We start from the raw sequence: 18,491 nt of genomic DNA on the forward strand, positions 1-18,491 counted from the left end.
TGCCTCCAGCGTGCCATCCGGCGCCCGCTTGCGGCTGAATTGCCAGGCATTAGGGGGATACGAGGGTTCACTCGGCCGGCGCCGCCGCGGTGATCCGGTGCAGCGCGAAGGTGTGCAGGGTCTGCGTACGGTCGTCCTCGGCGCGCAGGTAACCGGCCCCGATGGACACCGGGCGGACCAGCCGGGATGCGTTCGCGCCGTGCGCGTCCACATACCCCACCCAGACCTTGGCCTTGTCCCGGACCGCCTGCTGCAGCACGGCCAGCGCGTGGCTGTGCGCCTGCACGGCGGTGAGGCTGGACATGGGCTGCCCGGCGGCGGCGCGGACGGCGTCCGGGGCGCGGCGGGCGGCCCGCGCGCGGGCGTCCCCACGCCGGATCTCCTCCACGATGCCGAGCAGCCGCGGCTCGGTCAGGCCGGGCGCGTCCAGCGCGTCCGGCTGTGCCTGCAGCGGCGTGCGCGCGGCGGCCCGGCGCGCCCTGGGCTTGGTCAGCACGGCCGCCCCGGTCGCGTCCTCGGGCACGGGGGCGTATCCGGCGTCGCGCAGCGCGGTCAGCAGCCGCCCCGACGTGAACGGGGTGATCAGCACGGTCGGCGCGAGCCGCCGCAGCTGCAGCCCCGACAGCCGCCGGTCGGCCAGCGCGGCGGACACCAGGCCCTCGTCGTCGCTGCGCAGGTACGCCCCCGCGCTGCCGGTGCGCAGCCCGCCGTGGGTCCGCGACACGTCGTCCACCAGGTAGGTCAGCGCCTGCGGCACCGTGGTCTTCGAGCGGAGCGCGAACAGCGCGTGCAGGTCCGGCGCGGCGTATCCGGCGTCCAGCGCCCGGCGCAGGCTCGCCGCGGTCACCCGGTACACGCTCGCGCCGCCGCCGGACTCGTGCTCGGCGACCAGGTCCAGCTCGGCGGCCAGCGCAGGCTCGGGCGGGCCGGGCACCACCACGGTCAGGTCGGCCTGGACCAGCACGTGGTCGACGGGCGGCGGCAGCAGCTCGGCCAGCGCGAGGACCAGCGGGGTCTGCTCCCGGGGCAGCACCGCCTCGGGCCGCTGCCCGAGCGGATCCTCGTCGGACGGCACCGACTCGGTCAGCGCCACCAGCTCCCGCCCGTACCCGGTGAGCGCGCCGAGGCCGGTGACGCCCAGGTCGGCGGCCTCGGACAGCGCCTCGCGGTGCAGCTCCTCGCGCCCGCGCATGCGGCGCGGAGCCTGCCAGCGCAGCCACTCCAGCAGCTCGTCGGCGTCCGGCCCTGTACCGGGCACCAGCGCGCCCAGTGCCGCGAGCACCGCGCGCCGGGCGGCCGGCGTGCCCGCCCGCTCCAGCTGTGGCGACAGCACGGTCAGCGGCTTGTCCTTCAGGTCGCGCTGCCCGGCCAGCGCGGGCTGGCGGGGCATGGCCAGCCACGCCTCGGCCAGCCGCGCCCAGCGCTGGGCCAGCGGCGCGACGCGCCAGTCGTCGTACCCGGCGGCGGGCAGGAACACCGTCTCGCTGCCCAGCTCCACCTCGCCCAGCAGCCCGGCCGCGTACGCCGTCTCCAGCAGCAGCCCGGCGAGCTGCTCGGTGATCCCGGCGGCCTTGGCCAGCCGCCGCAGCGGCAGCACGCCCATGCCGCCGCCGCGCAGCACGGTCGGCGGCTCCTCACCCAGCGCCTCCAGCAGGTCCTCGGTGTGCCGTACGGCGGTCATCGCCTGCCCCGCCCCGGCCCGGTCCACCGTGGTCACGGCGCGCGGCCCGGCGCCGATCGCGGGCGGCAGCGGGTGCAGCGGGCCGAGCGGCCCGGCGTCGCGGCGCAGCAGCAGGCCCAGCTCGCGGGGCAGCTCGACGGCGCCCTCCGTGGTCTCGACCAGCAGGTGGTGCTCCAGCAGCCAGGTCACCGGCTCGGTGCGGTTGACCGTGGTGCCCACGGGCGGCCCCTCGGCGAGCCGGTCCAGCACGGCGCGCGCGGCGGGCGGCGCGGCGAGCAGCGTACGCCGCAGCCGGGCCGGGTCGTTGACCAGCGCGATCACCGCACCCTGCAGCTCGGCCGCGGTGTCCAGCTCGACGGCGGGACGGCCCAGGCCGGCCAGGTACGGCGAGCAGACCTCGTCGACCGTGGCCACCAGCCGCAGGCTGTCCTCGCCGGGGCGGGCCGGGTAGAGCAGCGCGCGGTCGCGCAGCCGCTGCAGCGCCTCGGTGACCCGGGCCGGTTCCGGGCCGCCGACCGGGGCGCAGGCCATCGCGACGACCGCGGCGGCGGAGGTGGTGCCGTCCGAAGGCGACCGGGTGAGCCGGACCGCGTCCAGGATCTCCAGCGTGAACCGGTCGAGCGTGTCGAGCGTACGGGCCACCGACACCCGGGTCTGGGCCCGCGCGGCCAGCACCGTCAGGTCCGTGGGCACGGGCGTGATCAGGTCGGGGCGCAGGCGCAGCAGCGCGCCGAGGGTGTCGTCGGACAGCGCGCGAAGGTGGTCGGCGAACTCGATGCTCATCGTGCCTCCACGCTAGCCGGTTCCGGGGGTGCGCGCGGCAGTCGGAAGGACGGTACGGCGGCGCGGAAGCGGGGATTCCAGTTGGGCCCCCGGATCACGATCGCTAGCCTTGTCAGCGGGCCACCGTCGGCGTGGCCAATCAGACGTGGCGGGCGCCGGCCGCCCGCGGGGAAGAAGCAGGTGTGCAGCGGTGCCTACGGGTCGCGTGAAGTGGTACGACACGGAGAAGGGATTCGGTTTCCTGACCCGGGACGATGGTGGGGACGTCTTCGTGCACAAGGCCGCGCTGCCCAACGGCGTCGGTGAGCTCAAGCCCGGCCAGAAGGTCGAGTTCGGCGTCGCGGCGGGCCGCAAGGGCGACCAGGCGCTGCAGGTGCAGCTGATCGACGCGCCGCCGTCGCTGCAGGAGCTGCGCCGCCGCCCGGCCGAGGACCTGAACGACATGATCGAGGACATGATCAAGGTCCTGGAGGCCCGCATCCTCCCCGACCTCAAGCGCGGCCGCTACCCGGAGAAGAAGGGCGCGCAGAAGATCGCCGAGGCCCTCCACGCCATCGCCCGCGAACTCGAGATCTGACCCTCAAGACCGTCCGAAAGATCGTCCGACTTGCCTGGCACATGGGCACTCCGGGGCTCCGGATAGGCCCGAGTGCCAGGCAAGTCCGCTGATCAAGGGCTAAAGGTCGACCGGTGGGACCAGGCCCTCGGCGGCGGCGCGGTGGAGGAGGGCGCGGGCGGCGGCGAGGCCGTCGGCGCCGAGGTCCTCGGTGAAGTCGTTGACGTAGAGCTTGATGTGCTGGTCGACGACGGCCGGCTCCATCTCCTGGGCGTGCGCGAGCACGTAGGCGCGGCTCGCCTCGGGGTCCGCCCAGGCGGCGCGCACAGACGTCCGGATCCACTCCGTCGCCGCGGCGGCGTCGACGGTGCCGCGCTTGGCCAGGATGGCGCCGAGCGGGATGGGCAGCCCGGTGTCGCCCTCCCACCACTGGCCGAGGTCGACGAGGCTGGTCAGGCCGAAGCGCTGGTAGGTGAAGCGGGCCTCGTGGATGACCAGGCCGGCGTCGTAGCGGCCCGCGGCGACCCCGGGCATGATCTCGTGGAACGGCACCACCTCGATGCGGCCCGGGACCTGCCCGGTCTGCGCGGCCCACAGCCGAAAGAGCAGATACGCCGTGGTGCGGTCGCCGGGCACGGCCACGGTCGCGCCGGAGATGTCGCCCCGTCCCGCCGTGAGCAGCAGCGGACCGCAACCGCGGCCCAGCGCGCCGCCGCAGGGCAGCAGCTCGTACGCGTCCAGCAGCCACGGCAGCGCCGCATAGCTGACCTTGACCAGGTCGAACCGCCCGTCGAGCGCGGCGGTGTTGGTGACGTCGACGTCCGCGAAGGTGACGTCCAGCTCCGGCGCGCCCGGCACCAGGCCGTGCACCAGCGCGTGGAAGACGAACGTGTCGTTCGGGCAGGGCGAGAAGGCGATCCTCACGAGCGGCGGGCCTTCCGGTGCCGGTCGTGCACGATCATCGTGAGCAGCCCGGGGATGCCCCACACCACGCCCGCGACGCAGATGGACAGCCAGCTCTCGTGGCCGTTGGCGGTCAGCCAGTCCTTGTTGAGCAGCAGCACGAGGCCGGCCAGCGCGAACGCGGCCATCCCGGCGAGGGCGAAGGGCACCGTCGGCGGGTCCAGCGGTTTGGGTGGTTCCAGAGGCACGCTGACAGGGTACGCGCTGGCAGGATGTCACCATGCCCCTGCTGCAAACCCTCCAGCGCCTCGCGGACGTGCTGGTCCGGATCGTCCGGGTGCTCATCGCCACGGTCAGCCGCTCGGTCGTCGGCATCCGCTGGCTGACCCGCACCGCGCTGCGGGTCCGGGTGCAGGGCTCGAACGGGGTCACCGGCGTGGCCCGCCTGTTCGACCTGCACGCCGTGGTCGTCGCCGCGGACCTGTCGCTGCTGGCGGGACTGCTCTGGCTGGTGGACGCGCCCGCCCCGGCACAGGTGTGGGCGGCGGCCCTGCTCGGGCTGGGCCTGGCCATCCCGGCCGCGCTGCTGATCGGACACCGCCCGGCGGCGGGCCGCGCGGTGATCGGCCTCACCCTCGTGGGCCGGGGCGTGGCCACGATCCTGGCCGCGCAGTGGCTCGGCAGCGCCGGGCTGCTGGTGCTGGCACTGGTGGCGCTGATCCTGCCGCAGTGGGCCGTGCACCTGACCCTGCTGCGCCGCCTGCTCGCCCCCGGCGTGCGCCCGTGGGCCACGCTGTGGCACGCGAGCCAGTACGCCCTGATCGCAGGCCTGGTGACCGGGGTGACCGGCGTCGTCATCGGCGCGTTCGTGAACGGCTGGCCGATGTGGGTGGCCGCCGTCCTGCTCACGGTCGGCGCCCTGCTCGCGCTGCGCCTGCCCGCGCCGGGCGGTGCGGCGGGCGCGGTCGGGGGCGGTGGTCTCGGCTCGGGCAGTGCGGGGTCGGGCGGCACGACTGCTCCCGGTTCGGGCCGCGCCGGTTCGGGCCGCGTCGGTTCGGGTGGCGCCGGTTCCGGCGGCTCGGGGCCGGGCGCGTCCGGCCGGAGCGGTGACGGCACGGCCACGCCGCCGCCGGCTCAGCGGCAGCCGCGGCAGGACCAGCCGACCCTCCCCGAGGGCTTCCACGTGTACCGTCCGTCGTCGCTGGAGTCCGGCGACGAGGGGAGGCAGAAGTGACGCTGCTGGTGGTGACGGCGGTCGACGCCGAGGCGCAGGCGGTCGCGCGAGGGCTGCCCGCGGGCGCGGACGTGCTGACGGCGCCGGTCGGGGTGGGGCCCGCCGCGGCGGCCGCGGGCACGGCCCGGCTGCTGGCGCTGGCCGGGGGCCGCTACCGGGCGGTGGTGTCGGCGGGCATCGGCGGTGGCATCGGCCTGGCGCCGGGCGCGACCGTCCTGGCGAGCCGTAGCATCGCGGCCGACCTCGGCGCGGACTCGCCGGACGGCTTCCTCAGCCTGGACGAGCTGGGCTTCGGCAGCGCGCTCGCGCCGGTGGACGCCGGGCTGCTGGACCGGCTGCGCGCGGCGCTCCCCGGCGCGGCGGTCGGCGACGTGCTGACCGTGTCCACGGTCACCGGCACGGTTGCGGGCACCGCCGAGCTGCTGCGCCGCCATCCCGACGCGCTCGCCGAGGCGATGGAGGGCTACGGGGTGGCCTGCGCCGCGCAGGGAGCCGGGCTGCCCTTCGCGGAGCTGCGTACCATCTCGAACCCGGTCGGCCCGCGGGACCGCGCCGCCTGGCGCATCGGCGACGCCCTGGCCGCGCTCACGCACGCGGCCCCGGCCTTCGCCACCCTGCTGGGCTGAGCGGTCAGACCTCGACCTCTTCGACGCCGCCGTCGTCGTAGATGGTGGGCGGGGCCGGGATGACGGTCTCGTCGATCAGCACCTCGGAGTGGCCGCCGCAGCCGTGGTCCAGCGAGACCACCCGGCCGTCGTCGGGGGCGTACACATTGGTGCAGGCACCGAACATGCGCCCGAGCGTGCCGCCCAGCCGCACGTAGAACGCGCAGGACACGCAGCGCGCGGTGCGCGGCGCGGCGACCGAGATGGGCGCGTCGGGGCCGGACTCGCCGTCGTACCAGCGCTGGGCGGCCTCCTCGCGGCCGAGCGGCGAGAGGATGCGCGGGCGGCCCAGGCCCAGCTCCCAGGCGACGTCGTCGACCTCGGGGTCGCCGCCGAGCATGTAGCCGGGGGTGAGCCGGTCGTCGTCCTCCGGCGTGGGCAGCAGGTCGCCGACGCCCAGGTCGCCGGGGTGCAGCCGCTCGTGCCAGGGCACCCAGCCGGGGGCGAGCAGCGCGTCGCCGCCGGGCAGCAGCACCGTCTCGCACACGGTGACGTGCTTGCTGCGCGGGGCCCGGGTCACCGTCACGGCCCACTGCCAGCCGCGGTATCCGGGCAGGTCGCAGGAGAAGTAGTGGGTCACCACCCGGTCGCCCTCGGCGGTCACGTTCAGATGCTCGCCGACGTGGCCGGGATCCTCGGTGATCGCGGCACGGGCGATCTCGACGGCCTCGGCGCAGGCCTGGTCGACTTTCGGGGCGCGGGTGGCGGTCCTGGTCACGTCCCCCATTCTTGCCTATCGCTGACACGGCGCTTCGCGGACCCGGCTGTCCCGCCCCCTGTATCACCGTTGTTTCGCTCCCATACCGGTTCCGTGGGTCGGTACACAATCCGCCGTCGATCTGGAACGATGCGGCCCATGAGCACAGCAGGCGGTGCGGTCGGCGGGATCGACCGTTACTTCGAGATCTCCGCCCGCGGGTCGACGATGTCCCGCGAGGTGCGTGGTGGCCTGGCCACTTTCTTCACGATGGCCTACATCGTGGTCCTCAACCCGCTCATCCTCGGCGGGGGCACGGACAAGAACGGGCAGCCCCTGGCCCCGGAGAGCATGGGCGGTCTGGCGGCGATCGCCGCGGTGACCGCGCTGATGGCGGGCATTCTGACCATCCTGATGGGCGTGGTGGGCCGGTTCCCGCTCGCGCTGGCGGCGGGTCTCGGCGTCAACGCCCTCGTGGCGTACGAGATCGCACCGCAGATGACCTGGGCCGACGCGATGGGCCTGGTGGTCATCGAGGGCGTGCTGATCGGCATCCTGGTGCTGACCGGCCTGCGGCAGGCGGTCTTCCACAGCGTGCCGATGCAGCTGAAGACCGCGATCGGCGTCGGCATCGGCCTCTTCCTGACCATCATCGGCCTCGTCGACGCGGGCTTCGTCCGCTCGACCGGCCAGGGCTCGCCCCCGATCGGCCTGGGCATCGGCGGCAAGATCGTGACCTGGCCGGGCCTGGTCTTCGTGATCGGCCTGCTGGCGACGATCGTGCTGGTGGTACGGAAGGTCAAGGGCGCGATCCTGATCGGCATCATCGGCTCCACCGTGCTGGCGATCATCGTGGAGGCGATCGCCAAGGTGGGCCCGATGGGCGGCCCGAACGGCACCCCGGCCGGCTGGAGCCTGAACGTCCCGGTCATCCCGGACAAGTGGATCAGCACCCCGGACCTGTCGCTGCTCGGCAACTTCAACGTGCTCGGCGGCTGGGAGACCGCGGGCCCGGTGGTGGCCGCGATGTTCGTGTTCACCCTGCTGCTCACGGACTTCTTCGACACGATGGGCACCATGGTCGCCGTCGCCCAGGAGGGGGACATGCTCGGCGAGGACGGCATGGTGCCGCGGACCCGGGAGATCCTGCTGGTCGACTCGATCGCGGCCGCGGCCGGCGGCGCGGCGAGCACGTCGAGCAACACGTCGTACATCGAGAGCGCGGCGGGTGTGGCCGAGGGGGCGCGGACCGGTTTCGCCAACCTCGTCACCGGTGCCCTGTTCCTGCTGGCGATGTTCCTGTCGCCGCTGGTCACGGTGGTGCCGTTCGAGGCCGCCTCGGTGGCGTTGATCATCGTGGGCTTCCTGATGATGACCGCGGTGCGCAACATCGACTGGACCGACTACGAGATCGGCATCCCGGCGTTCCTGGCGATCGTGCTGATGCCGTTCACGTACTCCATCTCCAACGGCATCGGCGCCGGTGTGATCACGTACGTGCTGATCAAGCTGGTCAAGGGCAAGCTGCGGGACGTGCACCCGCTGCTGTGGATCGTGGCGCTCCTCTTCGTGGTCTATTTCTGCGTGGGCGCGCTCGAGAAGCTGGTTTTCTGAGAGCGTGACCGCGCTCACCTCGGCAAAGGCATATCGTTAGCCAGGCTTATTAGCTAAGCTAATAAGCGTGACGGAGCAGGTGGTGATGGTGGCGCAGGCTACTCCCGAGGAGCTGACCGAGCGGCTCCGCGACGCCATCACCCGGCTCAACCGGCGGTTGCGCCAGGAGCGCCCGGTCGGCGATCTCACCGTTACCCAGCTGTCGGCCCTCACCAGCCTTCGTATCGGCGGCGCGCTCACCCCCCGCGAGCTGTCCGAGGCGGAGCGGGTGCAGCCGCCCACGATGACCAAGATCGTGGCCAAGCTGGAGGAGCGCGGTCTGATCAGCCGGACCCCGCACCCCACCGACGGGCGGCAGGTGTTGCTGTCGCCCAGCGACCAGGGGCTCGCGGTGCTCGAGGACTACCAACGGGTCCGCGACGAGTGGCTGGCCGGGAAACTGGCCGAGCTGACCGCCGTGGAACGGGAGACCGTGGCCCGCGCCGCGGCCCTGCTGGAGCGGCTCGCCCGCGACTGACGCCCCCGCGTCAGCCCAGGAGATGCCTGATCCGTCCGAACCGACCGGGACCCCCGGCCGGCGAGCGGCGAAGGCTATCCGAGGAGGCGCACTCCGCGTGCGGGCACGACTGAGCACCACCTTCCGTTCCCTGACGGTTCGTAACTACCGGCTCTTCGCGGGCGGTCAGCTGATCAAGCTGATCGGCGTGTGGATGATGTATGTCGCCCAGGACTGGCTGGTCCTGGAGCTGAGTGACGACTCCCCGACCGCGCTGGGCCTGGTCACCGCACTGCAGTTCGTGCCGGTCATGCTGCTCACCCTGTACGCCGGCACGCTCGCCGACCGCTTCGACAAGCGCACCCTGCTGATGATCTCCAACGGCGCGTGGGCGGTGCTGGCCATCGTGCAGGCCGTGCTGGTGGCCACCGGCGCCATCCAGCTCTGGCACATCATGATCTTCGCGCTGCTGCTCGGCATCGCCCAGGCCGTCGAGACCCCGGTGCGCCAGGCGTTCGTCTCCGAGCTGGTCGGCAAGCCGCTGCTGCCCAACGCGCTGTCGCTGTCCGCGGCCACCTTCCAGGCCGCCCGCATCACCGGCCCGGCCCTGGCCGGTGTCGCCATCGCGGTGCTGGGCACCGGCACCGTGTTCCTGGTCAGCACCGTCATGGCGATCGCCCCGGTGATCATGCAGGCCCGCATGGTCCCGGCCGAGCTGCACCGGCCCGAGCTGCCCCCGCTGGGCGAGCGGGAGAAGGCGAAGGTCGGCGACGGCCTGCGCTACGTGCGCACCCGGCACGACCTGCTGCTGCCCATGGCGATGATGTTCGTGATCGCGATGTTCGGCTACAACTTCCAGCTCACCCTGGCGCTGCTGGCCAAGACCGTCTTCGCGACCGGCGCGGCCACCTTCGGCCTGTTCAACACGGCGCTGGCGGTCGGCTCGCTGGCCGGTGCGCTCGCCGGCACCGCCCGCAAGGGGCGCCCGTCGGTGTACCTGCTGCTCGCCGCCGCCGTCGCGTTCGGGCTGCTCGCGGTCGCGGTCGGGTTCGCGCCGTACAAGTGGCTGGTGCTGGCGCTGCTGGTGCCGACCGGCTTCAGCACCGTGTTCCTGGCCCAGGCCGCCAACCAGCGGGTCCAGCTGGGCGTGGACGGCGCGTTCCGGGGCCGGGTGATGGCGCTGTACGTGCTGATCTTCCTGGGCACCGCGCCCATCGGCTCGATGATCATCAGCTGGATCGCGGAGACCTTCGGGGCGGCGGCCGCCATCTGGCTGGGCGGGGCCGTCTCGCTGGTGGCCGCGGTCGCGGCGCTGATCTGGCAGCTGCGGCACGCCGGTGACCGGCTCGCCTTCCAGGCCCGCCCCACCCCGCGGGTCCGCGTAGTACACGCCGAGCCGGTGGGGGCGGCGTGACAAGTACACGGACGGGTGTGGTCGCGGTGGCGACACCGTATCCAGGTGGCGTCGTAAGCACCGTAGGGCATAAGGTCGGTTGATGTGACGACTGAAAGCGCCCTTCCGCTCACGCTCGGCGTGATGGCGCTGGTCGGCATGCCCGCCGCCATCGCCGCGGCCATCTGTGCCGACGACGTCGTCGCGCACGTACGCAGCCGGGCCGGCCAGGTCCGCGACTCGTGGCACGAGCAGCGCACCCTCGACCGGCTGGAGCGCGCGTTCGCCCCCGCCCCGCCCGCCGGCCCGCCGTGGGTCGCCGCGGCCCGGGTGGCTGGGGTCGCCATCGTCGCCGCCCGCGAGGGCATGGTGCAGTTCGCCGCGCAGCGGCTCAACGCCGTCGGCCTCGCGCCGGACTGGCTGCCGCAGCCCGCCTCGGCGGGCCCGGCCCCGGTGCCGTTCGAGGAGATCGTGGACCGGCTGCGTGAGCTGGACCGCGACGACGTCCGCTACGACCAGGCGCTGCGCGACGCCTGCCAGTGCCTGGGCATCGCCGAGCACCTGACCGAGGTGGACGGCCTGGATCTGCAGATCGAGCGGGTACGCGTCGAGGGCGCGCTCATCGGCGCGGGAGTGGTCCTCACGGAGGACTGATGCGCCTGTTCGCCGCCGTCTTCCCGCCGCCGGAGGCGGTGGACCACCTGGCCGCCGTGGTACGCGGCCTGGCGGTCGGCCGGGCCGGGGCACGGGTCGGCGCGACGGACCGCTGGCACCTCACCCTGGCCTTCCTGGGCGACGTCCCCGAGGAGTCCACGGGCGCCGCCGCACTGGCCCTGTCCGCCGTGGACGGCCCCCTCGGCGAACTGCGCTTCCAGGGCGGCGGAAAGTTCGGCCACGGCCGCTCCACGGTCCTGTGGGCGGGCGTCGCAGGTGACGTCGAGGGCCTGTCCCGCATCACCCGTGCCCTGCGCCGCGAGCTGCGCGCCCGCCGCCTGCACCCCGACGACAAGCGCTTCAACCCGCACCTGACCATCGCCCGCCCCGGCGACCGCGTCCCCCGCGCCGACCTGGCCGCCGACATCGAGACGCTGCACGGCTACGCGGGGCCCGCCTGGCCGGTGACCGAGCTGGTCCTCATCAGTTCGCAACTCGGCCCCAGCCCGGTCTACACCGCGCTCGCTCACCACCCGCTCTGACGCCCACCGTCGGGCCACCGCGCCGCTCAGGGCCGCGGGTGGGGCCGCACAGGGTCGGTGGCGTCGATCTTGCGCGAACTGTTGCCTTTTTGTCGGGATGGTGCGTGTCGTCCCCACAGTTCGCGCAAGATCGACGCCAGAGGGCGGGGGTTACCAGGCCCAGGCCTCCGGGCCGGGGCCGCCCTTGCCGACGGGCGGGAAGAGTTCGTCGAGGCGGGTCAGGGTGTCCTCGTCGAGGGTGACGGTGAGGGCGCCGAGGGTGCGGTCGAGCTGGTCGGCGGTGCGGGGGCCGATGATGGGAGCGGTGACGCCGGGGCGGGACAGGAGCCAGGCCAGGGCGACGTCGGCGGGGTCGGCGCCGAGGGACTCGCAGAGTTTCTCGTAGGCCTCGATGGTGCCGCGGTGCTCGGCGAGCGCGTCGTTGGAGCGGCCCTCCGCGCCGCGCGCCGCCGTGCCGTCCTTGAGCTTGCGCAGCACGCCCGCGAGCAGGCCGCCGTGCAGCGGCGACCACGGGATGATGCCCACGCCGTACTGCTGCGCCGCCGGGACCACCTCCAGCTCGACGTGCCTCGTCATCAGGTTGTAGATGCACTGCTCGGCGACCAGGCCGAGGAAGTGGCGGCGGCGGGCGGCCTCCTGGGCGGCGGCGATGTGCCAGCCGGCGAAGTTGGACGAGCCGACGTAGAGCACCTTGCCCTGCGCGACCAGCGTCTCCATCGCCTGCCAGATCTCTTCCCACGGCGTCTTACGGTCCACGTGGTGCATCTGGTAGAGGTCGATGTAGTCGGTCTGCAGGCGGCGCAGCGAGGCGTCGGCGGCCTTGACGATGTGCCGGGCGGACAGGCCCTGCTCGTTGGGCCAGTCGCCCATGTTGCCGTACACCTTGGTGGCCAGCACGACCTTGTCGCGGCGGCCGCCGCCCTGCGCGAACCAGTCGCCGATGATGTGCTCGGTGACGCCCTCGCCGAGCTTCCAGCCGTACACGTCGGCGGTGTCGAAGAAGTTGATCCCGTGCTCCAGCGCGCGGTCCATGATCGCGTGACTGTCCGCTGCGGACGTCTGGGGACCGAAGTTCATGGTGCCCAGGCAGAGCCTGCTGACGGTCAGGCCGGTACGGCCCAAAGTGGTGAACTCCATGAGTCCCGACCCTATCCCGCGGATCTCCGGGATAGATGAACAAAGCTCCCGCGGCGCTGTCGCGACAGCACGGCGGGAGCCTCGCTACGTGGCGGCGGTCAGTTCTCGCGGGCCGCGGGTGCGCCGCCGAAGAGGACGTCGTCCCAGCTGGGCAGGCGCTTGCGCGGCTTCTCGGTGTTGCCGGCCGCCGTGGTGTCGGTGGCCTGGCGGCGCGGGCGCAGCACGGCCAGCGACGGCACCGCGGGCACTTCCTTCGGCGCGTCGGCGTCCTCGTCGAAGGCGCTGCCCTGGCCGCCGATGACGGCGCTGGCGGGACGCTGCCGCGGGGTGTCCGAGGGCACGTCGAGGCCGCGGCCGGGGCCGCTGCCCAGGGGCCGGTCCATCGCGGCGACGAGCGCGTCGCGCCCGGCCCGGATCGGGTCGCGGCCGGGACGGCGCGTGGCGTCCGACGGGGTCGGCAGCCCGTGCCCGCTGCGGCTGGGGGCCGGGGTCTGGCCCGCGGTCGGGTCCTGGCCCAGGATCTGGGTCGGCCGCTCGGCGCACAGGTACTGCGCCATGTCGTCGTGCGGCGACACGGACTGCCGGTTGCGGTCCAGCTCCCAGATCGCCTGCGCGGTGGCCTTGCCCGACGGCCAGGTGGCGACCACGCGCCAGGTGCCGTCGTCGCGCCGGTACGCGTCCCAGGAGATCTTCTCGGTGTCGATGCCGTGCTGGGCCAGCCGGCCGTCCACGACGTCGGCGAGGGTCGCGCCCTTGTCGGACGTCTTCAGCCGGGTCCGGCGCGCGTGCTGGGCCAGCATGGCCCGCTCCTGCAGCACCGGGCCGGCGTAGCGCAGCACGCGGTCCACCGGCACGCCCGCGATGCGGGCGACGTCCTCGGCGCTCTCACCGGAGCGGATGCGCGACTGGATGTCGCGTGGGGACAGCACGGTGGCGTGGTCGAACGGCGCCGCGGTGATGGTCATCGTGTGCGGGCCGGAGCCGCGGTCCGGGTGCGTCGCCGAGCTGACGCGGTCGTCGATGGGCAGCGCGAGCAGACGGCCGACCTCGTCCGCGAGGACGAGCGCCTGGCCGTCTTCGGAGAGGGCGACGAACCTTACGGGTCGCATCGCTAGCCTCCGTCCCCTGTGCCGGTCCATACCAGGGCTGCCGGGGGGAGTGCCCGGCCACGGTATGACGTTCCCAAGAGAACACCGTACGCGGTGATGCCACACCCGCGCACCCGCCACGCCGAGTCTGACGACACGCTCACATTCGTGTCGCGTTATACGTCATCCTTTGCGGACCTCCGCGAGGGAGGATTTGAGGCCGGTCCGGAGCCGTTTTCCGGCCGGGCGCTCGATGTAGCGGTGGATGAGCCAGGACGCGCCGAGCATCACCGCGACGATCCCGCCGAGCAGGATCCAGTGCGGCAGGTGGCCGCGCAGCCCGCGGATGAGCGTCTGCCCGACGGCCTGATGGATCAGGTACAGCGGGTAGGTCAGCGCGCCCGCCACCACCAGCCACCGCCCGCCCACGCGGGCGAACGCGCCCAGCGCGATCGCCGTCATCAGCGCGAAGCAGCAGGTCACCAGCGCGGCGACGCTCCACCAGCTCAGGTGGAAGTGCTCCAGCGCGGGATAACCCTGCAGCCGGTAGAGGGCCAGCAGCCAGTTCGCCCCGACCAGGCCCCACAGCAGCAGGTTGCCGCCGAACCGGTGCACCAGGAACAGCGCGGTGCCCGCGACGAAGTACGGCGCGAACTCCGGCACGATCAGGTTGTCCACCCAGCGCAGGTCCCAGGTGGACGAGAACGCGGCGGCCAGCGTCCACAGCGCGCAGAAGTACACCACCCGGCGGTAGGTCACCCCGAGCCACACCACGACCGCGAACAGCAGGTAGAAGCGCAGTTCCGCGCCGAGCGACCAGTACGACCAGTCCTGGTCGGTCACGCCCAGCCCGCTCTGCAGCATGGTCAGGTTGACCAGCGACTCGGCCGGGGGCAGCGGCTCGCGCAGGATCGGCCAGGCGGCGAGCACCGCCGTGGTCAGCACGACACCCACCCAGTACGCCGGGAACAGCCGGACCACCCGGGACACCGCGAACTCGCCGAGGCCGCGACCCCAGCTGCTGAGGCAGATCACGAAGCCGCTGATCAGGAAGAAGAAGTTGACCCCGAGCCAGCCGTAGGAGGCCACCGCCGCCAGCGGCCCGAACAGCGCGCCGGGCTCGGCGCCCCACGGCCCGCGTACCAGGTGATGGGCCACCACCAGCAGGGCCGCGGCCAGGCGCAGCCCGTCGAGGACCAGCAGCCGCGGCTCGCGCGGACCCCGGGGTTCGGGGGCCGGGGTGCCGTCCACCGCCGGGTCCGGCGCGGGCCGGGTCGGGGCGGTGCTCGCGGAGACTCCCGGCGCGGCGGCGCGGACCTCCGGGGCGGCGGGGGCCGCTGCGGGCGGCGCGACCCGCGACTCGGGGGGTGCCGCGACCACCCGCACGGTGCGCGGGTGCGTGCCGTCCGGTGCGCCCGGTGCGGCGGGCCGCGTCCCGGCCGGGGGCTGGGCCGCCCTGGTCCCGGGCCGGGCCGGGACGCCCCGGGCGGCGTGCGACGTGGTCGCGTCGTGCTGCGTGGTCACGGAGGTCCCCCTGCGCTGGTCGGGCGGGCTCGCTCCGTAGCAGTTGCCCAGCCCTGTAGCGGTCTACACGCTTATGGTCCGAAAAACCACGACCCGGCGGGGGTACACAGCAAAAAGCGGCGGGACCCTACGGGCCCCGCCGCATACCGTTCGTCAGCCGATCAGAGCTGCTCGATGACGTAGTCGATGCTCGCGGTCAGCGCCTGCACGTCGGCCGGGTCGATCGCCGGGTAGAGCGCGACGCGCAGCTGGTTGCGGCCGAGCTTGCGGTAGGGCTCGGTGTCGACCACGCCGTTGGCGCGCAGCGTCTTGGCGATCACGGCGGCGTCCACGTCGTCGGTGAAGTCGATCGTGGCGACGACGTTGGAGCGCAGCCCCGGGTCGGTCACGAACGGCGTCGCCACCGGCGACTTCTCCGCCCAGCGGTAGATGATCTCGGCGCTCTCCGCGGTGCGCTGGGTCGCCCAGGACAGGCCGCCCTGCGCGTTCATCCAGTCGGTCTGCTCGGCGGCCAGGAACACCGTGGCCAGCGCCGGGGTGTTCAGGGTCTGCTCCAGGCGCGAGTTCTCGATCGCGGTGACCAGGTCGAGGAAGGCCGGGATGTAGCGGCCGCCGGCCTTGATCTCCTCGGCGCGCGCGATGGCGGCCGGGGACAGGATCGCGATCCACAGGCCGCCGTCCGAGGCGAAGCACTTCTGCGGGGCGAAGTAGTACACGTCGCTCTGGGTCAGGTCGACCGGCAGGCCGCCCGCGGCCGAGGTGGCGTCGTGCAGGATCAGCGCACCCGCGTCGGCGCCCTCGACCCGCGACACCGGCACCGCGACACCCGTCGAGGTCTCGTTCTGCGGGATGCCGTACGCGTCCACGCCCGCCTCGGCGACCAGGAACGCGGCGCTGCCCGGCTCGCCCTTGTGGACCGTCGGCGCACCCAGGAACGGGGCGTCCTTGACGGCCTTGGCGAACTTCGCGCCGAACTCGCCGAAGGTGGCGAACTGCGCGCGGTCCTTGATCAGCGAGAACGCGGCCACCTCCCAGAACGCGGTGGTGCCGCCGTTGCCGATGATCACCTCGTAGCCCTCGGGCAGCCCGAAGAAGTCGGCCAGGCCCTGCCGGAAGCGCGCGACCTGGTTCTTCACCGTCTTCTGCCGGTGCGAGGTGCCGAGGAAGGAGCCGGCGACCGAGCTGAGCGCCTCCACCGCCTGGGGCCGGACCTTGGACGGGCCGCAGCAGAACCGGCCGTCTGCGGGCAGGAGTTCGGCGGGGATGGTGATCGGCGTCTCGGCCATGACATCAGTCCTTCAGGCGTGTCAGTACGTACGAGATTCAGCGGTCCCGGCGACGCTGCCGTATGCCGCATTCTCCCACGTCAACGACCCGCCTCCGGGCACCGTCCCACCCCTTTCCCCGTGACGGTCCTCACGCGCGAAGGAGGGCGCCCGTGAGATCGGGCGCCCTCCTTGACGGCGGTACGGGGTCAGCTGTGGCTGATGGCGTCCCAGCCCTCGACGTCGGAGGGCTTGCGGGTGCCGGGGCCGACGTAGCGGGCCGACGGGCGTACCAGGCGGCCCAGCTTCTTCTGCTCCAGGATGTGCGCGGACCAGCCGGCCACCCGGGCGCAGGTGAACATCGAGGTGAACATGTGCGCCGGGACCTCGGCGAAGTCCAGCACGACCGCGGACCAGAACTCGACGTTGGTCTCCAGCACCCGGTCGGGGCGGCGGGCGCGCAGCTCGGCCAGGGCCGCCTTCTCCAGCGCCTCGGCCACCTCGAAGCGGGCCGCGCCCAGCTCCTTGGCGGTGCGGCGCAGCACGCGGGCGCGCGGGTCCTCGGCGCGGTAGACGCGGTGGCCGAAGCCCATCAGGCGCTCGCCGCGGTCCAGCGCGCCCTTGACGTAGCCCTCGGCGTCGCCGGAGCGCTCCACGGACTCGATCATGTGCAGCACGCGGGACGGCGCGCCGCCGTGCAGCGGGCCGGACAGCGCGCCGATGCCGGAGGAGATGCAGGCCGCGGCGTCGGCGCCGGTGGAGGCCACGACGCGGGCGGTGAACGTGGAGGCGTTCATGCCGTGCTCGGCGGCGGAGATGAAGTACGCGTCGACGGCCTTGACGTGCCGCGGGTCGGGCTCGCCGCGCCAGCGCTTCATGAAGCGCTCGACGATGGTCTGCGCCTTGTCGATCTCCTTCTGCGGCACCGCGGGCAGGCCGAGGCCGCGGGCGGACTGCGCGACGAAGGACAGCGCCGTCACCGACACCCGGGCGAGGTCCTCGCGGGCCTGCTCGTCGGAGATGTCGAGCAGCTGGCCCAGGCCCCAGTACGGCGCGAGCATGGCTACCGCGGACTGCACGTCGACGCGGATGTCGCCGGAGTGCACCGGCACCGGGAACGGCTCCGCGGGAGGCAGGCCGGGGCCGAACTTGCCGTCGGCCAGCAGCGCCCAGACGTTGCCGAAGGAGACCTGACCGATCAGATCCTCGATGTCGACGCCCCGGTAGCGAAGCGAGCCGCCCTCCTTGTCAGGCTCGGCGATCTCGGTCTCGAAGGCGATCACGCCCTCCAGGCCCGGCTTGAAGTCGGACATCTCGTTCTCCCGATCTGTGACCTGAGGCTAGGTTCAGTTCGAGCAACATCTTGCCCCGCGGGTAACGGTTTGGCGACCCGCCCCGCACGCGCCGGGAGCCACATCTTCCCGCGCGGGCGGGGCGCGGGCGGCCGATCCGCGCCCGCGGCGCCGGTGGACCGCAGGATTTCCGCTGCTGACGAACAGTGCGTCAGGATGACTACGTGAGTTGGAGCACACCTTGAGCACCGGGCACCCCGCCACCCCCGATCTGGCCCGGATGCGGCGCGAGTACGACGCCGCCGAGCCGCACCGCCCCGCCGTACGCGAGGAGCCGCTGGTCGAGGAGTACCTCGCCGGGGACTGGCCGACGCAGTTCGGCCGCTGGTTCGCCGAGGCCGTGGCCGCCGGGCTGCCCGAGCCGAACGCGATGATCGTGTCCACGGCCGCGCCGGACGGGCGCCCCAGCTCCCGCACGGTGCTGCTCAAGGGCTACGACGAGCGCGGGTTCGTGTTCTTCACCAACTACGGCTCGCGCAAGGGGCGGGAGGCGCTGGCCAACCCGTACGCGAGCCTGCTCTTCCCGTGGTTTCCGATGGGCCGCCAGGTGGTGGTCTGCGGCCGGATCGCCCCGGTGGACCGGCACGTCAGCGAGGAGTACTTCCACCAGCGCCCGCGCGGCGCGCAGCTCGGCGCGTGGGCCAGCGAGCAGTCCGCGGTGCTGCCCGGCCGCCAGGCGCTGGACGAGGCGTACGCCCGCGCCGAGCAGTCGTTCCCGGCCGACACGGAGGTGCCGCTGCCGGACCACTGGGGCGGGCTGCGGGTGGAGCCGGAGACCGTCGAGTTCTGGCAGGGCAGGCGCAGCCGGCTGCATGATCGCCTCCGTTTCCGCAGGACCGGCGAGCCCGGCGCGGACAGGTGGATCGTGGAGCGCCTCGCACCGTAGAAAAGCATGTAGGGTGCGGGA

The 18,491-nt window shown here is 73.3% G+C and carries 18 protein-coding genes; 9 read left to right on the forward strand and 9 right to left on the reverse strand.

Translation table 11 applies throughout. The features are described from left to right. Nucleotides 1-67: 67 nt before the first annotated feature. Nucleotides 68-2,464: a helicase-associated domain-containing protein gene (locus Cba03nite_RS19045; protein ID WP_203747760.1), complete on the reverse strand. Its 2,397-nt coding sequence runs from the start codon at nt 2,462-2,464 to the stop codon at nt 68-70. A gap of 190 nt (nt 2,465-2,654) precedes the next feature. Between Cba03nite_RS19045 and Cba03nite_RS40355 the strand changes: the two genes are divergently transcribed. Further along, complete coding sequence (locus tag Cba03nite_RS40355; protein ID WP_203747762.1) at nt 2,655-3,041, forward strand: cold-shock protein; 387 nt, start codon at nt 2,655-2,657, stop codon at nt 3,039-3,041. 99 nt (nt 3,042-3,140) lie between these two features. On the opposite strand, the gene Cba03nite_RS19055 is transcribed toward Cba03nite_RS40355, so the two are convergent. Then, a complete protein-coding gene (locus Cba03nite_RS19055; protein WP_203747764.1) occupies nt 3,141-3,944 on the reverse strand; it encodes a 1,4-dihydroxy-6-naphtoate synthase in 804 nt (267 codons plus the stop codon). Further along, complete coding sequence (locus tag Cba03nite_RS19060; protein ID WP_203747766.1) at nt 3,941-4,171, reverse strand: DUF2530 domain-containing protein; 231 nt, start codon at nt 4,169-4,171, stop codon at nt 3,941-3,943. Before Cba03nite_RS19060 ends, Cba03nite_RS19055 begins: the two co-directional genes overlap by 4 nt. A gap of 32 nt (nt 4,172-4,203) precedes the next feature. Here Cba03nite_RS19060 and Cba03nite_RS19065 point away from each other — a divergent pair, with 32 nt between their 5' ends. Together Cba03nite_RS19065 and Cba03nite_RS19070 are read left to right on the forward strand one after the other, a co-directional pair. Beyond that, the gene (locus Cba03nite_RS19065; RefSeq protein ID WP_203747768.1) at nt 4,204-5,157 is read left to right on the forward strand and encodes a hypothetical protein; all 954 of its coding nucleotides are present in this window, start codon (nt 4,204-4,206) and stop codon (nt 5,155-5,157) included. Beyond that, nucleotides 5,154-5,783, forward strand: a complete 630-nt coding sequence (locus Cba03nite_RS19070) for a futalosine hydrolase (RefSeq protein WP_203747770.1) — start codon at nt 5,154-5,156, stop codon at nt 5,781-5,783. Before Cba03nite_RS19065 ends, Cba03nite_RS19070 begins: the two co-directional genes overlap by 4 nt. A gap of 4 nt (nt 5,784-5,787) precedes the next feature. Here Cba03nite_RS19070 and Cba03nite_RS19075 read toward each other — a convergent pair whose 3' ends face one another. Continuing rightward, the gene (locus tag Cba03nite_RS19075) at nt 5,788-6,549 is read right to left on the reverse strand and encodes a DUF3027 domain-containing protein (protein WP_203747772.1); all 762 of its coding nucleotides are present in this window, start codon (nt 6,547-6,549) and stop codon (nt 5,788-5,790) included. A 129-nt stretch (nt 6,550-6,678) separates the two neighbouring features. Between Cba03nite_RS19075 and Cba03nite_RS19080 the strand changes: the two genes are divergently transcribed. The 5 genes from Cba03nite_RS19080 to thpR all read left to right on the forward strand — a co-directional run bounded on the left by Cba03nite_RS19080 (nt 6,679) and on the right by thpR (nt 11,218). After that, nucleotides 6,679-8,133, forward strand: coding sequence for an NCS2 family permease (locus tag Cba03nite_RS19080; protein WP_239125864.1), 1,455 nt, complete (start codon nt 6,679-6,681; stop codon nt 8,131-8,133). A 67-nt stretch (nt 8,134-8,200) separates the two neighbouring features. Then, nucleotides 8,201-8,650: a MarR family winged helix-turn-helix transcriptional regulator gene (locus Cba03nite_RS19085; RefSeq protein WP_346113138.1), complete on the forward strand. Its 450-nt coding sequence runs from the start codon at nt 8,201-8,203 to the stop codon at nt 8,648-8,650. A gap of 97 nt (nt 8,651-8,747) precedes the next feature. Next, nucleotides 8,748-10,043, forward strand: coding sequence for an MFS transporter (locus Cba03nite_RS19090; RefSeq protein WP_203747778.1), 1,296 nt, complete (start codon nt 8,748-8,750; stop codon nt 10,041-10,043). 84 nt (nt 10,044-10,127) lie between these two features. Then, nucleotides 10,128-10,676, forward strand: a complete 549-nt coding sequence (locus Cba03nite_RS19095) for a hypothetical protein (RefSeq protein ID WP_203747781.1) — start codon at nt 10,128-10,130, stop codon at nt 10,674-10,676. Continuing rightward, entirely contained in the window at nt 10,676-11,218 is a 543-nt protein-coding gene (thpR, locus tag Cba03nite_RS19100; protein ID WP_203747783.1) for an RNA 2',3'-cyclic phosphodiesterase, read from the forward strand. The genes Cba03nite_RS19095 and thpR overlap by 1 nt, the downstream gene beginning before the upstream one ends. Nucleotides 11,219-11,368: 150 nt before the next feature. Here the strand turns inward: thpR and Cba03nite_RS19105 are convergent, their stop codons facing one another. From Cba03nite_RS19105 to Cba03nite_RS19125, 5 genes are all read right to left on the reverse strand, one after another. Beyond that, complete coding sequence (locus Cba03nite_RS19105) at nt 11,369-12,355, reverse strand: aldo/keto reductase (RefSeq protein ID WP_203747785.1); 987 nt, start codon at nt 12,353-12,355, stop codon at nt 11,369-11,371. Nucleotides 12,356-12,453: 98 nt separating this feature from the next. Then, a complete protein-coding gene (sepH, locus tag Cba03nite_RS19110) occupies nt 12,454-13,464 on the reverse strand; it encodes a septation protein SepH (protein ID WP_203747787.1) in 1,011 nt (336 codons plus the stop codon). Nucleotides 13,465-13,626: 162 nt separating this feature from the next. Further along, nucleotides 13,627-14,967 carry an acyltransferase family protein gene (locus Cba03nite_RS19115; protein ID WP_203747789.1) on the reverse strand — a complete coding sequence of 447 codons (1,341 nt, stop codon included), beginning with the start codon at nt 14,965-14,967 and terminating at the stop codon, nt 13,627-13,629. A gap of 161 nt (nt 14,968-15,128) precedes the next feature. Further along, nucleotides 15,129-16,253, reverse strand: coding sequence for a phosphoserine transaminase (serC, locus tag Cba03nite_RS19120; protein ID WP_203747791.1), 1,125 nt, complete (start codon nt 16,251-16,253; stop codon nt 15,129-15,131). Nucleotides 16,254-16,441: 188 nt separating this feature from the next. Further along, nucleotides 16,442-17,545 (reverse strand): citrate synthase 2, encoded by a 1,104-nt coding sequence (locus tag Cba03nite_RS19125; RefSeq protein WP_203747793.1) that lies wholly within the window; start codon nt 17,543-17,545, stop codon nt 16,442-16,444. Between the two features lie 259 nt (nt 17,546-17,804). Between Cba03nite_RS19125 and pdxH the strand changes: the two genes are divergently transcribed. Continuing rightward, nucleotides 17,805-18,470: a pyridoxamine 5'-phosphate oxidase gene (pdxH, locus tag Cba03nite_RS19130; protein WP_203748018.1), complete on the forward strand. Its 666-nt coding sequence runs from the start codon at nt 17,805-17,807 to the stop codon at nt 18,468-18,470. The last annotated feature ends 21 nt before the right edge of the window (nt 18,471-18,491 follow it).

Source organism: Catellatospora bangladeshensis, assembly GCF_016862575.1.
Lineage (GTDB): Bacteria > Actinomycetota > Actinomycetes > Mycobacteriales > Micromonosporaceae > Catellatospora > Catellatospora bangladeshensis.